The 15,415-nt window shown below is 68.3% G+C and carries 17 protein-coding genes and 1 tRNA gene; 2 read left to right on the top strand and 16 right to left on the bottom strand.

Annotation, left to right across the window (positions count from 1 at the left end):
- Positions 1-20 precede the first annotated feature (20 nt).
- The 7 genes from rpmI to VMJ70_08395 all read right to left on the bottom strand — a co-directional run bounded on the left by rpmI (position 21) and on the right by VMJ70_08395 (position 5,760).
- Complete coding sequence (rpmI, locus tag VMJ70_08425) at positions 21-218, bottom strand: 50S ribosomal protein L35 (protein ID HTO91142.1); 198 nt, start codon at positions 216-218, stop codon at positions 21-23.
- Between the two features lie 12 nt (positions 219-230).
- Positions 231-815, bottom strand: coding sequence for a translation initiation factor IF-3 (gene infC / locus VMJ70_08420; GenBank protein HTO91141.1), 585 nt, complete (start codon positions 813-815; stop codon positions 231-233).
- A 292-nt stretch (positions 816-1,107) separates the two neighbouring features.
- Entirely contained in the window at positions 1,108-1,782 is a 675-nt protein-coding gene (locus tag VMJ70_08415) for a carbonic anhydrase (GenBank protein HTO91140.1), read from the bottom strand.
- A 12-nt stretch (positions 1,783-1,794) separates the two neighbouring features.
- Positions 1,795-3,186, bottom strand: coding sequence for a DUF2252 domain-containing protein (locus VMJ70_08410; protein HTO91139.1), 1,392 nt, complete (start codon positions 3,184-3,186; stop codon positions 1,795-1,797).
- A 126-nt stretch (positions 3,187-3,312) separates the two neighbouring features.
- A complete protein-coding gene (locus tag VMJ70_08405; protein ID HTO91138.1) occupies positions 3,313-3,846 on the bottom strand; it encodes a DUF1697 domain-containing protein in 534 nt (177 codons plus the stop codon).
- Positions 3,847-3,863: 17 nt separating this feature from the next.
- Positions 3,864-5,630, bottom strand: coding sequence for a threonine--tRNA ligase (thrS, locus tag VMJ70_08400; protein ID HTO91137.1), 1,767 nt, complete (start codon positions 5,628-5,630; stop codon positions 3,864-3,866).
- Positions 5,631-5,684: 54 nt separating this feature from the next.
- Positions 5,685-5,760, bottom strand: a tRNA-Val gene (locus VMJ70_08395).
- 147 nt (positions 5,761-5,907) lie between these two features.
- On the opposite strand from VMJ70_08395, the gene VMJ70_08390 reads away from it, so the two are divergent.
- Positions 5,908-6,570, top strand: coding sequence for a hypothetical protein (locus VMJ70_08390; GenBank protein HTO91136.1), 663 nt, complete (start codon positions 5,908-5,910; stop codon positions 6,568-6,570).
- Here VMJ70_08390 and aroF read toward each other — a convergent pair.
- The 9 genes from aroF to VMJ70_08345 all read right to left on the bottom strand — a co-directional run bounded on the left by aroF (position 6,567) and on the right by VMJ70_08345 (position 13,200).
- Positions 6,567-7,580, bottom strand: a complete 1,014-nt coding sequence (gene aroF, locus VMJ70_08385) for a 3-deoxy-7-phosphoheptulonate synthase (GenBank protein ID HTO91135.1) — start codon at positions 7,578-7,580, stop codon at positions 6,567-6,569. The two genes, VMJ70_08390 and aroF, sit on opposite strands and share 4 nt — an antisense overlap.
- Positions 7,581-7,801: 221 nt before the next feature.
- Positions 7,802-8,863 (bottom strand): chorismate synthase, encoded by a 1,062-nt coding sequence (gene aroC, locus VMJ70_08380; protein ID HTO91134.1) that lies wholly within the window; start codon positions 8,861-8,863, stop codon positions 7,802-7,804.
- Position 8,864: 1 nt separating this feature from the next.
- The gene (locus VMJ70_08375; GenBank protein HTO91133.1) at positions 8,865-9,332 is read right to left on the bottom strand and encodes a hypothetical protein; all 468 of its coding nucleotides are present in this window, start codon (positions 9,330-9,332) and stop codon (positions 8,865-8,867) included.
- A gap of 11 nt (positions 9,333-9,343) precedes the next feature.
- Positions 9,344-9,826, bottom strand: coding sequence for a hypothetical protein (locus tag VMJ70_08370; protein HTO91132.1), 483 nt, complete (start codon positions 9,824-9,826; stop codon positions 9,344-9,346).
- Entirely contained in the window at positions 9,823-10,326 is a 504-nt protein-coding gene (locus VMJ70_08365) for a hypothetical protein (protein ID HTO91131.1), read from the bottom strand. Before VMJ70_08365 ends, VMJ70_08370 begins: the two co-directional genes overlap by 4 nt.
- A gap of 368 nt (positions 10,327-10,694) precedes the next feature.
- Complete coding sequence (locus VMJ70_08360) at positions 10,695-11,321, bottom strand: hypothetical protein (GenBank protein HTO91130.1); 627 nt, start codon at positions 11,319-11,321, stop codon at positions 10,695-10,697.
- Positions 11,322-11,352: 31 nt separating this feature from the next.
- Entirely contained in the window at positions 11,353-11,697 is a 345-nt protein-coding gene (locus VMJ70_08355) for a hypothetical protein (protein ID HTO91129.1), read from the bottom strand.
- A gap of 70 nt (positions 11,698-11,767) precedes the next feature.
- Positions 11,768-12,550: a class I SAM-dependent methyltransferase gene (locus tag VMJ70_08350; protein ID HTO91128.1), complete on the bottom strand. Its 783-nt coding sequence runs from the start codon at positions 12,548-12,550 to the stop codon at positions 11,768-11,770.
- A gap of 26 nt (positions 12,551-12,576) precedes the next feature.
- Positions 12,577-13,200 carry a VOC family protein gene (locus VMJ70_08345; protein HTO91127.1) on the bottom strand — a complete coding sequence of 208 codons (624 nt, stop codon included), beginning with the start codon at positions 13,198-13,200 and terminating at the stop codon, positions 12,577-12,579.
- Positions 13,201-13,363: 163 nt separating this feature from the next.
- On the opposite strand from VMJ70_08345, the gene VMJ70_08340 reads away from it, so the two are divergent.
- Positions 13,364-15,412, top strand: coding sequence for a TonB-dependent receptor (locus tag VMJ70_08340; protein HTO91126.1), 2,049 nt, complete (start codon positions 13,364-13,366; stop codon positions 15,410-15,412).
- Positions 15,413-15,415: the final 3 nt, after the last annotated feature.

Genomic DNA, 15,415 nt, shown 5'->3' with positions numbered 1-15,415 from the left:
GACGTGTCGAAGAACGCGAGCTAGCGCTTGCCGAGCATGCGCAGCACACGCGCCTGATCGGGGGCGGCGACCACCACCAGGCCCACCAGCTTGCGCTTGCGCCGGCGCGACTTTCCGATCATTCCGTGGCGAAGGCCGGAATGACCGCGGACCGCCTTGCCGGATCCGCTGACCTTGAACCGCTTGGCCGCGGCTCGATTGGTTTTCTGCTTGGGCATCGGGGCTCCTTCTCAGGACGTCGGGGAACGTCCGGGCTTGTCGTTTCCCGGCGCCGCCGGGGCGCCGGCTTCCTTGCTCGCGGGCTTGGCCGAGGCGCCCGGCTTGGCCGGCTTCGGCATCAGCACCGTGAGCAGCGTGCGACCTTCGGAACGCGGCGGCGTTTCCACCGTGGCCACGTCGCCCAGGGCCGCGATCACCTTCTGAATCAACTTGTGGCCCAGTTCCTGGTGCGCGATCTCGCGCCCGCGAAACGTGACCGTCACCTTGACCTTGTCGCGCTCCTCAAGGAACTCGCGCGCGTGGTTCACCTTGAACAGGTAGTCGTGCTCCTCGATCTTGGGCCGCATCTTGATTTCCTTGAGCTGCATCTGGTGCTGGTTCTTCTTGGCCTTGCGCGCACGCCGGTTCTGTTCGTACTTGAACTTGCCGTAATCCATGATGCGGCAGACCGGGGGCCGCGCCGTCGGCGACACCTCGACCAGATCGAGCCCGCGCGACTGGGCCATCGCCAGGGCTTCGCGAGTGGTGATCACTCCGACCTGCTCGCCGTCGTCCCCGATCACTCGGACCTGGGGAACGCGGATGCGCTCATTCACTCGAATCTCGGGCTGCTTAGGAATCGTAATGGTCGTGACCTCCGATGATGATCTTCCCCCGCCCTCGAACGTCGCAGTCGCCAGAAGCGAAAGCGCCGGACGGGATCTTCAAGCGAGAAGAACCCGCCCGGCGCTTGGCCGCGCGAATGGCGCCGCGAAGAACTCGGCACCAACTCGAACCCTTGAGCAGGCGGCGTTGGCCCGCGGGGGTGAGAAGCGAGTCGCTTCTGCTTGAGAACGAGCGGCAGTGTAGCGGCAGAACCGGCCCCAGTTCAAGCGCCCGGGGGCGCGCTCAGGGCAGCCAGCTCACCTTCCCCGTTTCCAGCGAGTAGACCGCGCCGACGATCTTCAGATCGCCCGACTTCACGTGGGCGGCGAGCACGGGCTCACTGGCCTTGAGCTGTGCGACCACATTCTCGACGTTCAGGCGAACGGCATTCTCGACTCGGTCCCCGGGCAGGGTCTTGGCCTTTTCGACCGCCGGCAGGATCGGCGTGATCAGCGCGCCGAGATGTCCTTCGGGGGTCCCGCCTTCGGCCGCCGCCGAGACCGCGCCGCACTTCTGGTGGCCCATCACCACCACCACCGGAACGTGCAGGTGTTCGACCGCGTATTCGACGCTCGCGATCACCGCGTCATCCGCGATGTTGCCGGCCACCCGGATGTCGAAGATGTCGCCGAATCCGGCATCGAACACCAGCTCCGGAGCGACGCGCGAGTCCGCGCAGCTGAGCACCACCGAATGCGGATGCTGGCCCGACACCAGAGTGAAGCGCCAGGTGCTGCTGGCGTGCGGGTGAGTCGAATGCCCCGACGACTCCCGCTGGTTCCCCGCCTTCAGCTCCTGGAGCGCCTGATCCGCGGTCGGCGCGGCCGGCTGGTGAGATGGCGGCGAGGCCAGGCCCGCCGAACCGCTCAGGAGCACGACGATCGACGCCACCGCCATCGCGAATCCCGAGAACCGCATCCGTCGATCCCCCTACCGTTTCGACCGGGGCCTTCCGGCCACTCGAATCGCTCCGCGCCCCGCCGCCTTGGCAAAGCGCTCGTAGTCACGCTCCGACTGCTCGGCGTAGCCTTCCGCGAATTCCAAGATCGCCTCGTCGAAGACCTCGCTGCGACCAAGGTACCCGGAAATCGACGCCGCGTCTCCCCCGCGCGCGTGCGCGAGGGCCAGCGCCCACCCGCACAGGCGGCAGTATTCCTCCCCGGCTTCGGCGTCGGATTCGGGCGTGATCTCGATGCCCCCCTTCATGTCGCGGAGCTGCCGGACGTAGAAATGGAATCCCATCCCGGTGCCCCACCCGAGAAAGATGTCGGGGGCGCCCTGAATCAGCCGCTGGCCATCCACGATGCGCCGGCCCTCGCTTTCGTGGCCGGAATCGAGACCTCCGTAGGTCGCGAGCACCGAAGGTTGTGCCTCCTTGACCTGGAGGAAGAGCGGGTCGTCGTCGTGATTGCCGTTGAGGAAGACCACCCAGCATCGCGTGCCCACGCTGCCGACGCCGACCACCTTGCGCGCGACGTCGATCACCCGGTACTGGGCCAGCAGCCGGCGACGGTCGGGATTGAGGGTGGCGAGGTAGGCGCGAAGCAGATTCTCCAGCGCCTTGAGGATCGGAATTCCGTCCGAGGTGTGGGTCTCGCGCACGATCAGCGGGCGATCCTCGGCGATTCGCAGCCGCTCGTTGACGATCTCGGTCATCTTGTCGAGCACCTGGAGGTGCGTGCGCTTGCGCGCCTTCTGGAACATCACGTCGAGGCGAGCGGACACTCGCGGCGAGAGCGCGGCCATCACTGCCGGTTCGTCGATGCGCGAGTACCAGAGCTGCAGATGGCCGAGCTCGGCGTACTCGCGCATGCGCTCCCGGTAACTGGTGACCAGCGCGCGCACCGAGTCGCGAACGTGTGACCTACGGTCTCCAATGTAGCGCCCGACCAGGATCAGGCTGGCCGCGAGGCGCTTGAGGTCCCATTCCCACGGCCCGCGCAGCGTTTCATCGAAATCGTTGATGCCGAAGACCAGATTGCGCTCGGCCGAGGCGAACACGCCAAAATTGGCAACGTGCAGATCTCCGCAGGTCTGAACATGAAGGCCGGTGGCCGGCGTGCCGATCAGATCCGCGGCCATGATGGCGGCGGCGCCGCGCATGAACGCGAACGGCGACTCGAGCATGCGCGAATGCCGAATGGGCACGTACTCGGGAAGCCGGGACTTCTCCTGCTCGCGCAGGATGTCCAGCGGATCGCGGCGGCGTGGCGAGGGCTTGAATCGCGCGTGGCTCTCTCGCGGCACTCGATCGCGCAGGCGCTTGCCGGCGGCACGCCGGTCTTCGACCGAAGGCCGCGGAAGGAGAAAGCGCTCCAGCAAGTCGTGAGGGGCGGATCCGTGGCCGGCTGGAAGGTCACGGCTTCGAGTTCCGCGCGCGGTGCGGCGCGCAGCGGCGCGAGATGGGGCCGGGGCTCCCATGCCGAGGATTATACCGTTCGCGGAAAGCTATTCTCCGGCCAATTCCAAGATCTTTCGCGCCGTGTTCCAGTTCCGCGCCGTGCCGCGCGTGCCGAGCTTCGACTCGATCAGCTTGAGGTTGAGACGGGAACGCCCCTGCCCATCGGGGTAGGTGATGTAGAGGTGTCGAGCTCCAGGCGCGATCTGCTCCCGCCCGGGAATCGCCGCTCGCAGCGTCGCGATCCCGGCCGCGGTGGGCGCGTGCTTGAGGGGCATGACCACCAGGCGGGCGGGATCCTCCCTCGCCATCTTCGCGAACGGGTTGTGATCGAGGATCTCGTTCCACTCGGCCGGATCCCGGACCAGGAAGTCGGTCGCGAGCTTCAAACGTTTGGCGGCTTCGGCCTCGAGCAGCTTCTCGAGATCGCCCCTTTGCGCCGTCTCGAACACGACGTTGCCGGTCTGGAGGAGCGTCCGGACCGAGGCGAAGCCGAGCTTCTCGAAGAACGAGCGCAGCTCGGCCATCGGCACGGTGACCCCACCGACGTTGATGGCGCGCAGCAGGGCGATACGAGTCGGCATCGGGGGTGTGGCGAGCGCTACTTCTTCTCGCGCACCTCGGCCAGCACGCGCGCCAGGAACGCCTCGCGGCTCATGGCCTCGAGCTGACCTGCGCCCTTGCGGCGCGGCGAGCAGGTGCCGGCTTCGGCCTCGCGGGGCCCCACCACCAGCATATAGGGCACCTTCTCGAGCTCGGCGTCGCGAATCTTGGCCCCCATCTTCTCGTCGCGCTGGTCGACCTCGACCCGCAATCCCCCGTCGCGCAGGAAGCGCGCGGTGTCGGCCGCGTAGTCGTTGGCCTTGGAATTGGCGGAGATGATCTTCACCTGTACCGGCGCCACCCACACCGGGAACTCGCCGCCGGTGTGCTCGATGTAGATGCCGACGAATCGCTCCATCGAGCCGAGCAATGCGCGATGCAGCATGATCACTTCGTGGTCCTGGCCGTCGGGGCCGGTGTAGTGGACGCCGAAGCGCTTGGGCAGGTTCAAGTCCACCTGAATGGTGGGGCACTGCCACTCGCGCCCGATCGCGTCCTTCAGCTTCACGTCGATCTTGGGCGCGTAGAACGCGCCGCCGCCCTCGTCGACTTCGTAAGGGAGCTTGCGGCGCTCGAGCGCCTGGCGCAGCGCGTCGGTCGCGAACGCCCACTCCTCGTCGGAGCCCAGATACTTCTCCTTGGGGCGCGTGGCGAGATAGCAATCGTACCGGTAGCCGAAAGTGCGGAGCAGATGGTCCATCAGGTCGAGGATGGCCTCGACCTCGCCCGCGAGCTGATCCGGAGTGCAGAAGACGTGCGAGTCATCCTGGGTAAAGCCGCGCACGCGCTCCATGCCGTGCAACACGCCCGAGCGCTCGTACCGGTAGACGGTGCCGAGCTCGGCGTAGCGCAGTGGCAGCTCGCGATAGGAGTGCTTGCGGGTGTTGTAGATCATGATGTGACCCGGGCAGTTCATGGGCTTCACCCGGTAGGGATGCCCGTCGATGTCCATCGGCGAGTACATCATGTCGGCGTAGTTCACGAGGTGCCCCGAGATCTCGTAGAGCCGCTCGCTGGCGATGTGCGGGGTGTACACCAGCTGATAGCCGCGCTTCAGGTGCTCGTCCTTCCAGAACTGCTCGATCACGTGCCGCACCATGCCGAGCCTGGGATGCCACAGCACCAGGCCGGCCCCGACCTCTTCGTGGATCGAGTAGAGATCGAGCTCGCGCCCGAGCCGCCGGTGGTCGCGACGCAGCGCCTCGGCGACGCGCTGGAGGTAGTCGTCGAGTTCCTGCTGGGTCGGGAAGGCGGTGCCGTAGATGCGCTGCAGCATCTCGTTCCGCTCCTGCCCCAGCCAGTAAGCGCCCGCGACGTGGGTGAGCTTGAAAGCCTTGATGTCGCCGGTGCTCTTCACGTGAGGGCCGCGGCACAGATCGAGGAACGGGCCGTTGCGATAGGTGGTGACCTTCGCGCCCTCGGGAATCACGTCGAGGAAGTGGAGCTTGTACTTCTCCCCCGCGCGCTCGAAGATCCGGCGCGCCTCGTCGCGCGAGACCTCCGCGTACTCGAAGGGCTGATTGGCCGCGACCACTTCCCGCATCTTCGCCTCGATCCGCTCCAGATCCTCGGGAGTGAACGGCTGCTCGCGCGCGAAGTCGTAGTAGAAGCCGTTCTCGACCGGCGGCCCGCCCGCCACCTTGACCTCGGGGAACAGCTCGGTCACCGCAGTGGCGAGCACGTGCGCCGCCGAATGCCTCAGGCGATAGAGCGGCTCGCCCCCGGGATAGCGGGCGACCTCGGGACGATCTTCGGTGGGCGCCATGGTCACGGTGAGGGCTTCCTCGAAGCCCGACGGCGAAGCGGGTAAGGGAGAAGGTGGTGGGCGCTACTGGACTTGAACCAGTGACCCCTTGCTTGTCGAGCAAGTGCTCTACCAGCTGAGCTAAGCGCCCGCGAGGCGAAGCAGTAAATCGCAGCGTTCAGGCGGGCGTCAAGCGCCGGGGCCGTGGCCCACCAGGTCCTGTGACCGGGCGAACGCGAGGAGTAACATCGGTTGCCACCGGGCCCCGTGCCACCGGAGCCGAAGGAAGAAGGCCGTCGTGAATCGCCACGCGCCGCTGATCTATCTGCTGATGTCGCTGCTTCCCTGCGCGCTCGCCCCCGCCGCTCGCGCGGGCGTCATCGTCGGCGCGCCACGCGGCATGAGCGCCTCGGACTCGGCGGAAGCGATCCGCGAGGCCGAGCTGCCGCCGCGCCACCGGTCGCCAAGCCTCGAGATCGGAGCCGGCGGAACCGAGGGGGATCTCACCGGCGCGACGTCCCTTGCAATCGCTGTGGCGGCGCCCGTGGGAAGACACCTGGGGATCGTCGGGCGCTTCGAGTATTCGCATCTCGAGCAGCAGGGCGATGCGATCTTCCTTGCCATGACGAGCTGGACCGACATGTCGGTGGCGACGGTCGCGGCGAGATGGGAAGAGGCGCATGGAGATCTGCGACCCTATGTCGAAGCCGGCCTGGGCTACGGCTGGTTCCGATCCCGGCTGCTGTTCACTCCCTACGCGCAGATCGAGAACGTCATTTACGGACAGCTCGATTTCACCGACACCGAGGGCCGCGTCTGCCAGACGTTCGGGTTGGGCGCTTCCTGGCACCCGGGCGGCATGCCGGTCGGGATCTTCGGGGAACTGCGGGTCCTGACGTTCATCGGCCCCGATTCCGCGCGGGTCATCCCCTTGCGCGCCGGGCTCCAGCTCGGGGGCTAGACTCTTCGCCCGATCGCCTCGGCGATGGTGCGGATCTGCCGGACCAGCTCGTCGAACTGCTCGGGATAGAGCGACTGGGCGCCGTCCGAGAGCGCGTGATCCGGATCATGGTGCACCTCGACGATCACGCCATCGGCCCCGGCCGCGATCGCCGCGCGTCCCATCGGCGCCACCTTGTTGCGGATTCCGGTGCCGTGCGAGGGATCCACGATCACGGGCAGATGGCTCAGCTCCTTCACCACCGGAATGGCGTTCAGGTCGAGGGTGTTGCGGGTGTAGGTCTCGAAGGTGCGGATGCCGCGCTCGCACAGGATCACCTGCGAGTTGCCCTGCGACAGCACGTGCTCGGCGCTCATCAGCCACTCCTCGATGGTGCACGCCAGCCCACGCTTGAGGAGGATCGGCTTGTGGGTGTGGCCGACCTCCTTGAGCAGGGAGAAATTCTGCATGTTGCGCGCGCCGATCTGGAGGATGTCGGCGTAGCGCGCCACCAGTTCCACCTGCTGCGTGTCCATCACCTCGCTCACCACCGCGAGGTCGTGGGCGTCGGCGGCGCGCCGCAGGATGCGCAGCCCGGCCTCGCCCAGCCCCTGGAACGAATAGGGCGAAGTGCGCGGCTTGAACGCGCCGCCGCGCATGATGGTGGCACCGGATTTCGCCACCGCCTCGGCGATCGCGAACGCCTGGGTCTCGCTTTCGACCGAGCATGGTCCGGCCATGATCGCGAGCTGCGGCCCCCCGATCGTGCAGCGGCCGACGGTGATCAGCGTGTCCTGCGGCTGGAAGGCGCGGCTCGCGAGCTTGAATGGGACCTGGATCTTGCCGGCCGAGGCGACCCCGGGAATCTTTCGCACCACTTCCCAGTCGACCGTGCCCACCTCGCCCAGCGCCGCCAGCCGCACCTGGCCCTCGAAGTCGGTGCGGTGCACCGTCAGGCCGGCCATGCGCAGCCAGCCCATCAGGTCGGAAACCGTGGGTTCGGGAAGCCCCTTCTGCAGCAACACCAGCATCGATTTCGCCTCGAACGAAAACGCCCACGCCGTTGAGGCGTGGGCCGGGAGATCACGCGTGGTCGAGGTCGTTCAGCCGCGGACCCGCGCGGACTCCCGGCGCCGATCGGCGCCGCGATACCACTGCCAGGTCCACAGAGCACTGCGCATCCGAGAGTCTCTCCTCGTGAAACGACCGCAAAAACGCTATCACGGCGCTCGCCGAACGGTCAAAGCCGGAGCTAGCGATCGCGCCCGCGCAGCGCGCGCTGGCGGAGCCAGGCGTCCATCAGCGTGATCGCCATCATGCTCTCGGCCACCGGCACCACGCGCGGACAAATGCAGGGATCGTGGCGGCCCTGGATCTCGACGGTGGTGGTGCCGCCGCCCACTTTGGCGGCGGTCTGCGCCTTGCCGATCGAGGTCGCCGGCCGGACGGCCACCCGCACCACCACATCGGCGCCGTTGGTGATGCCGCCGGCGATGCCGCCCGAAAAATTGGTCACGAAGCGTTCGCCGTCGAACACGTCGTTGGTCTGCGAGCCGTGGAGCGCGGACATGCCGAACCCGCCGCCGATCTCGACGCCCTTGGTGGCGGGAATCGACAGCATCGCGGCGCCGAGCCGGGCGTCGAGCTTGTCCATGGTGGGATCGCCCCACCCCGCCGGCGCGCCGCGCGCCACGATTTCGACCACGCCGCCCACCGAATCCTTCGCGTCGCGCGCGGTCTCGATGACGCGGGCCATTCGCGCCGCCGCCTCGGCATCGGGGCAGCGCACCGGATTCTTCTCGACCTCGTTCCATTCGCGCCGCTCGGTGCGCTCCTCGCCCACCTGGACCGTGCCGCCGACGATGCTCACGCCCACGGTGGCGAGTGCCGCGCGCGCCAGCGCGCCGGCCGCCACGCGGCCCACCGTCTCGCGCCCGGACGAACGTCCTCCGCCGCGATGATCGCGAACCCCGTACTTCTCCAGATAGACGTAGTCGGCATGCCCGGGGCGCAGCACCTCGCGCAGCGCTTCGTAGTCCTTCGATCGCGCGTCGGTGTTGCGCACCAGCATTGCGATCGGAGTGCCGAGGCTCACGCCTTCGAACACGCCCGACAGCAGCTCCACCTGGTCGGCCTCCTGCCTCTGGGTGGTGAGCGCGCTCTGGCCCGGACGGCGGCGGTCCAGCTCGCGCTGGATCGCGGCCGCCTCCACGGCAATGCCGGGCGGCATGCCGTCCACCACCACCCCGACCGCCGGCCCGTGCGACTCGCCGAAGGTGGTGACGACGAACAGCCGGCCGAACGAAGACGACATGCTACTTGCGCGCGGCGGCGCGGCGGCGCGTTGCTTTCCCGGCCCCCGAGCCGTTCGCGCCGTTCTGCTTGAGGAATGCCGCGATGGTGCGCTGGCGGAACGCCTGGTGCGCCGACACCAGGCGTTCGAACTGATAGAGATAGGTGGCGCGGATGTCGGCGCGCGCGTCGACGATCCAGGACTTGCAGCGCTCCCAGGTGACGATGTCCTCGCCGGTGTGATCGAAGAACAGCTCGTCGTGTAGCACGCCGCGGTTGACGAGCGTCCCCACCAGCTCCCAGTAAGAAGTGGTCATGCGGAACCAGCGATCCTCGTCGCTGTGGCTCAGGTAGCGCGACTTGATCTCGGCCCAGTTCGAGGGCTTGAACTCGGTGAGGAACCACTGACGCGCGCGGCGCAGCTCCGGATCGCGGCGGACTTCGTAGAGATGCAGCAGCAGCTCGGCGTCGGCGTGACTGGGCTTGCCCATGGATCGCTCCTTCAAGTGGATCGCGATGAACTCGACTTCGACAGGTTAGCAGGTGCTTCGCCGAGCGGCAGCTCCCACGCGCCGAGCATGATCAGCCACACCACGGTGGCGCTGGCCCACGGCACGAACTCGATGACGGTTTCAGCGAGACGCAACGCACCCTGATCTCCGACGCCGGCGGGGAGCGTCCGGTAGACCAGCACCGCGGCGATCACGGTCACCAGCTCGAGCGCCAGCATGAGCAGCGCGCCGCGCTCCAGGGCCGCCCGCCGAGCAAGCGGTGGAGCGCGGCGGCTGGCCAGGCACATCGCGGCGTAGATGCCGATGTCGAACGGCGCCATGATCTGCACCTCCTGCATCTCGATCCTGGCGCCGAACAGATTGACGGCCGCTTCGGCCACCGCTGCGAGCGCGCGCTGCCAGGGGCCCGAGAGCAGGTAGCTCGGGATCGCGAACAGCGTGGCCCAGCCGATGAAGCGCAGCAGCCACTTCACGGTGCGGCGCTCGCCGAACTCGCGGTCCGGCCCTTCCGCGCCCCTCGCTGAGTGCGGAGCCACAGCATGAACAGCGCGAACACCACCAGCAGCGTGACGGTCTGCCACAGGTAAATGTGGATGAAGTCGAACCACTGGGGCCGATAGCGCATCACCGGCACCAGCGCGAAGATTCGAAGCAGGTTGTAGATCCACAGCAGTCCCGCGCCGGCCAGCATGCCCCCGGCGCGCCACGGCCATGGCGCGGGGAAGGCCAGCATCGCGATCCAGAGAGCGGCGATCGGCATCATCGGCGTGCAGTCGGAGACGATTGCGATGCCGGTGCCGCCCAGCGAGAGATTCGCGCCGCGCGGGTCGCAGGCCATGTGGAAGAGCGGGGCGATTCTCGCGACGCCGCCCACGGTGCGATGGATCCACCACTGGTCGAGCGCCGGGACGAACGCCACCAGCGCCAGCGCCACCGCCCAGCCCAGCACGAAGCGCACCACGAAACCCACCACCGCACGTTGCGCCGCACGTTGCGGGGCCGGCGGCACAACTGATGGAGATGTTTGAGGGCGCGGCGACGTCTTCACGTGGAGCTTGAACCACAGTCGATCGGGATCAGCACGCTCGCGAATGCTGGGCCCGGGGCGGCGGCTCTGTCAATGAGCCGCCGCCCTACCCGGATCTACCTTCCCGGTGTCACCGGGTCACCCCCGGGCGCCAGAAATCAGCGCCGCAAAAGTCTTGGCGCTCGCCTCGGCCGTCCATCGGCCTGGCGGCGAAAAATGAAACCACGGGGACCGCCGCGAGCAGGGCAGCGCGTACCCGCCAGTTCTTGGTTCCTGGGCTTTCGGATAAAAAGAGCGAACGAGAGGAGGCGGGATCAGTTTCGGAGCGGCTCGAGCCTCTGAGGCGAGGGGTGAGAGACGCTTGCGCCGGGCGTGCCCGCGCCGGCCTCGAACACTCGCGCGGTGCGAATCGCGGCCGGCCGGCCGGGAATCGCGGGAGAGCTGGAGGCTTCGAACAGCGGCTCGGGCGAACGCGCCGAGAGCTCCGGCACGGAGTCGGAACGCAGCGAGGTGCCCGGCTGCTCCTCTCGCTCCTCCATTCCCTCCCACCAGTTGCCCTCATGGAATGCATGAAGGTCCTGGGCCTCACGGTCGGCGACGATCTGGAATGAGGCGCTGGGTGGTCCCTCGACCTCGTGCTCGTCGCGCTCGAAGCGGACGCGGATGCGCGCCGCCTGCGCCGGCAGATTGGGCACCTGCCAGCGGACCACCTGCTCGGCGCCCTCGAGCTCTCGCGTCACACGCACCGGCCAGGTGCGGCCACCGTCGAGCGAGAGCAGGAGCTCGAACTCATCGACGCCCGCCGGCGGCCGGCCGATCGCGATCTCCATCGTCGATCCCGCGCGCACCGAGGTGGGCACCGCGAGATTCGCCCAGCCTCCCTGAGCGGAAGCGGGTGGCGACGCGAGCGCGAGCAGCAAGACGGCGAAATGAGGGGTCATCGTGATGAGCGCCGAACCCGCGGCGCGGGGCTCAGGGTGAGTACCGCTGATGCTCCAGGATCACCGCCACCGACTCGGTGCCGACGGTGAAGGCCGAACGGAATTCGCCCTCCACCCCCACCTGGGCGCCGTCCCGCGGCGCGCCCTCGGTCTTGGTCACCACCGTGATCGTCCCGGAGCCGTCATTGAGCTGAAACGCGCCGTACCCGATCGCGCCGACCGCATGGCTCACCGTCCCGCTCACTCGCACCACCTGCTTGTCGAAGCGGCCCGGGTCGTCGAGCAGCGTCTTGATGGGGGTCGCGGACTTGCAGCCCGCGAGCAGGCCGATCAAGAGGGCCGCGGCCAGCGCAATCCGGGTTGGGGTGCGGCTCATGGATCCCCCTGAGGCAGTCGAGCGGAGCGGCAGAGTGACGATGAACTGTAGCACGGGCGCCGGATTTCCGTCAGCGCCTGGGTGATGGATCGGCCAGGAACAGATCGGTGCGGTAGCGCAGCGACACGCGACCGCCGGCATCCCGATGCCGGCTCCATACCGCGCCGAGCTGCTCGCGCAGGCGCTGCAGCGAGGCCGGATCGCGCGGGACGTAGGACGAGCTGGTGGCGCGGCCGATCAGCCCCTCGAGGTCGAGCGATTGCGAATGCGGAACGCTCTCGATCCGCGCCGGCGAAAACCAGCGGCTCTCGGGCAGAGCCTGCGAATCGAACGCGCGCACCTCGGCGGGATGATCGTGGCTCACCTCGCGGATGATGCGCGTGTATTCGCTCGTCACCGGATCCTCGGCCTCGCGAACGTTCCACACCAGCGCGAGTCGCCCGTCCGCGGCCAGGATGCGGTGGAACTCGGGCAGCGCCCGCTCGGGCCGGAACCAGTGGAAGGATTGCGCGCACAGGACGAGTCGCACGCTCGCGGCCTCGAGGCCGGTGGCCTCCGCGCTCCCCTCCCGCCACTCGACGCCAGCATGAGGCTCGGCGGCAGCTCGCATCGCCGCGTTGGGCTCGATCGCGAAGACGAACACGCCGCGATCGGCCAGCAAGCGTGCCGAGATGCCGGTGCCCGCGCCGATGTCGGCGGCCCTCAGCCGCGCGGGGTCGCCGAGCCCGCGCAGCATGGCGTCGATCGCGGCCGCGGGATAGTCGGGCCGGTGGCGCCGGTAGTCCTCGGCGCGGTCGGAGAACCGGCCGAGCGGGTTCATCTCGTAAAGCGGATGGGGATCGTGCTCGTTCATGACGGACGGCCTGCGAGTGCGTGACTCTAACGCAGTTCGAGCTCGCCGCGCGGACCGCCGAGCGTCGCGATCAGCGCCGCTTCCGGCCCGCGCGTGACGTCGATCCCGATGCCCAGGCCTTCGAGCAACGCGCGGGCGCGATCGGGATCGGGATGCTCGGCGCGCAGCCCGACGAATCTCAGCCCGGGGGCGGCACTGCTCGAGGGGTGCGCCGAAACCCCCCAGTCGATGAAGAAGGGAATCACGCCGCCCAGCCGGTCGGCCCGGATTCCGGCGTAGCGCCAGCTCAGCTCGACGCCGTCGGGCCGACGCCGGAATCCGGATTCCACTCGCTCGAGGTCGATGCCCAGCGCGAGCGCCTGCGAGAGAAGCTCTTCGAGATCGGCGTGCTTCACCGCCCAGGTCTGAAGCCGTGGGGCGCGGAGCGAGTCGAGGCCGAACGAGCGCGGGTGACCCGGCGCGGGTTGCAGCGGGTCCGGCGCGATGATCTCGAGGTAGGCATTCCCGCCGAGCGAGAGCAGGGCGTTGTGGGTGCCCGCGCCCGGGTGCCGGCCGCCGGGGCTCGCCCGAACGCCGAAGCGCCGTTCGAAGTCGTCCACTGCGCGCTCGAGTTCGAACGCCACGTAGACCAGATGGTCGAGCGGCTTCAAGAGTCGGTCCCCGGGGCCACATCGTGATCGCGGCGTGACCGCGACCGCCGTCTCGCGCTAGTCTGCGCCCGCCACGGTACCCCACTCGAACCCGCGGCGCGCACGCGAGGCGTCCGCCGGAGAGCCCCTCATGTACGCATGGAAGCGCGTCGATAATCTGCGCATGCCCCGCAACCCGGTCGTCGCGGCGATCCTGCTCGCGCTGTTGAGCGCGCCGAATCCGTCGCTGGCGGCGACGGCTGCCGACACCACGTTGGGACGCGTGGTCTACGAAGACACAGTGGTGGTGCGGGCGAGCAAGCTCGGACTTCGCCTCACCGATCTCGCCACCACTGCGACCGTGATTTCGCCGCGTCAGATCCGGCTCGGCACCGCGCAGAGCGTTCAGAACGTGCTGGCGCCGGTTCCTGGCGTCCACGTGCTCGACATGAACGGCACCGAGAACAACGGCTCGGTCGAAGCGCGCGGATTTGCTGCGCAGGGGACGACCAGCCCGGTGCTGGTGCTGGTGGACGAGATCCCCACCAACGATTTCGAGACCGGCAAGGTGGATTGGGGGCTGCTCACTCCGGCGCAGGTGAGCCGCGTCGAATTCCTGCGCGGGCCGGCATCGTTCCTCTACGGCACCGCGTCGATGGCGGGCCTGGTCAACGTGGTAACGCTCCAGCCCGGGGAGTCGAGCACGTTGTGGGGCCAGGCGAGCGGCGGCAGCGTCGGGCGCGCGACGGTCGCCGGCGGCGGCTCGTGGAATTCGCCGCACAACCAGGGAACCGTCTCGGGCTCGTACGATCGGCTCGACGGTTACCGCGACAACAGCCAGTCGAAAGTGGCGAGCGGTTACGCGTTCTCGAAGATCATCTTCGACCCGCACTGGAATCTGCGCGCGCGGTTGCTCGCGCACCAGGGGGAGCAGCAGGTGCCGGGCCCGCTCCCCTATCCCGACTGGCAGGTGAACCCGAAGGAGTCGATCACCCCGACCGACAATCACAACGATCACACCTACGACGGCGCGCTCGAGCTGGAAGGCAACCCCTCGCGAACCCTCGACCTGGTGGCGCTGGCGGCCGGCACCTCCGAAGACGTGGACGCCACCGAGACCATCATTCCCACCAGCGCGCTCGATCGCAGCAGCCGGCTTCACTACAGCCGGAACGAACTGCGCCTGCACTGGACGCCCGGCGCGCATGGGATGCCCGACGTTCTGATCGGCGGCGAGTACCGGTTCGGCGTGCTGCAGTCTCGCTACCACGACCCGGCCAGCGGAGCCCAAGTGGGCGCCGGCAACGTGGATCGCACCAGCGGCGCGCTGTACGGCGTGGCGCGCGTGCCGATGGGCGCGATGCTGACGCTGGTGGGTGGGGGACGCGTGGACTGGCTGCGCTCGAGCCTCGACGACCCGACCGACTCCGCGCCGCGCGGCCCCGATGACGATCAACGCGCCGTGAGCCCGACCGTGGCGCTCAACGCCGCACTGCCTCGCGGCGGGAACGCCTGGCTCTCGTACGCCGGCGCGTTCAAGGCGCCGGAGCTGGAGCAGCTCTACGATCAGCGGCCCTACGACCTGGGCTTCGGGACCTTTCATATCTCGAGCAACGTGCTGAAGCCCCAGACCGGCGATCACTGGGACCTCGGCGCGCGAACCGCCCTGGGGCATGGCCTGTGGCTCGACGCTGCCGGCTACTACATCCGTTCGCGGGACGAGATCGGCTTCGACCTCGCCAATTTCAGGCTCGACAACATCGACCGGAGCAAGCACCTGGGCGTCGAGGCTCAGCTATCACTGGAGCCCGTTCACGGGTTCTCGGGGCTGGTCTCGTACGCCTGGACTCAGGCCCGATTCGACGGTGGCCCACACGACGGCAAGCAGATCAACACCGTGCCCGAGAACCAGATCTTCGGGCGCGTCACCTGGGAGCACCAGTGGCGCGGCTCTGTGAGCGCCGAGGTCGCGGGCGCCACGCGCCAGTGGATCGACGAGGACAATCAGTACCCGCTCCCCGACTACGCGGTGTTGAACCTGGGCGCGAATCAGACCCTTGGGCAGACGGAGTTCTTCGCCGCGGTCCGCAATGTGGCGGATCGCCGCTACGCGACGGTCGGCTACGTCACGCTCGACCAGTACGGCAACAATCTCCCGCTCTACTTTCCGGCCTCCGGCCGCAGCTTCATGGCCGGAGTTCGCATGAAGCTGCCGGCGGGTGGAATGCGGTGAACG

Origin of the sequence: Candidatus Sulfotelmatobacter sp. (assembly GCA_035498555.1) — a bacterium.
Taxonomy (GTDB): Bacteria; Eisenbacteria; RBG-16-71-46; order RBG-16-71-46; family RBG-16-71-46; genus DATKAB01.
This window is presented reverse-complemented; position numbering and strand designations above follow the sequence as displayed.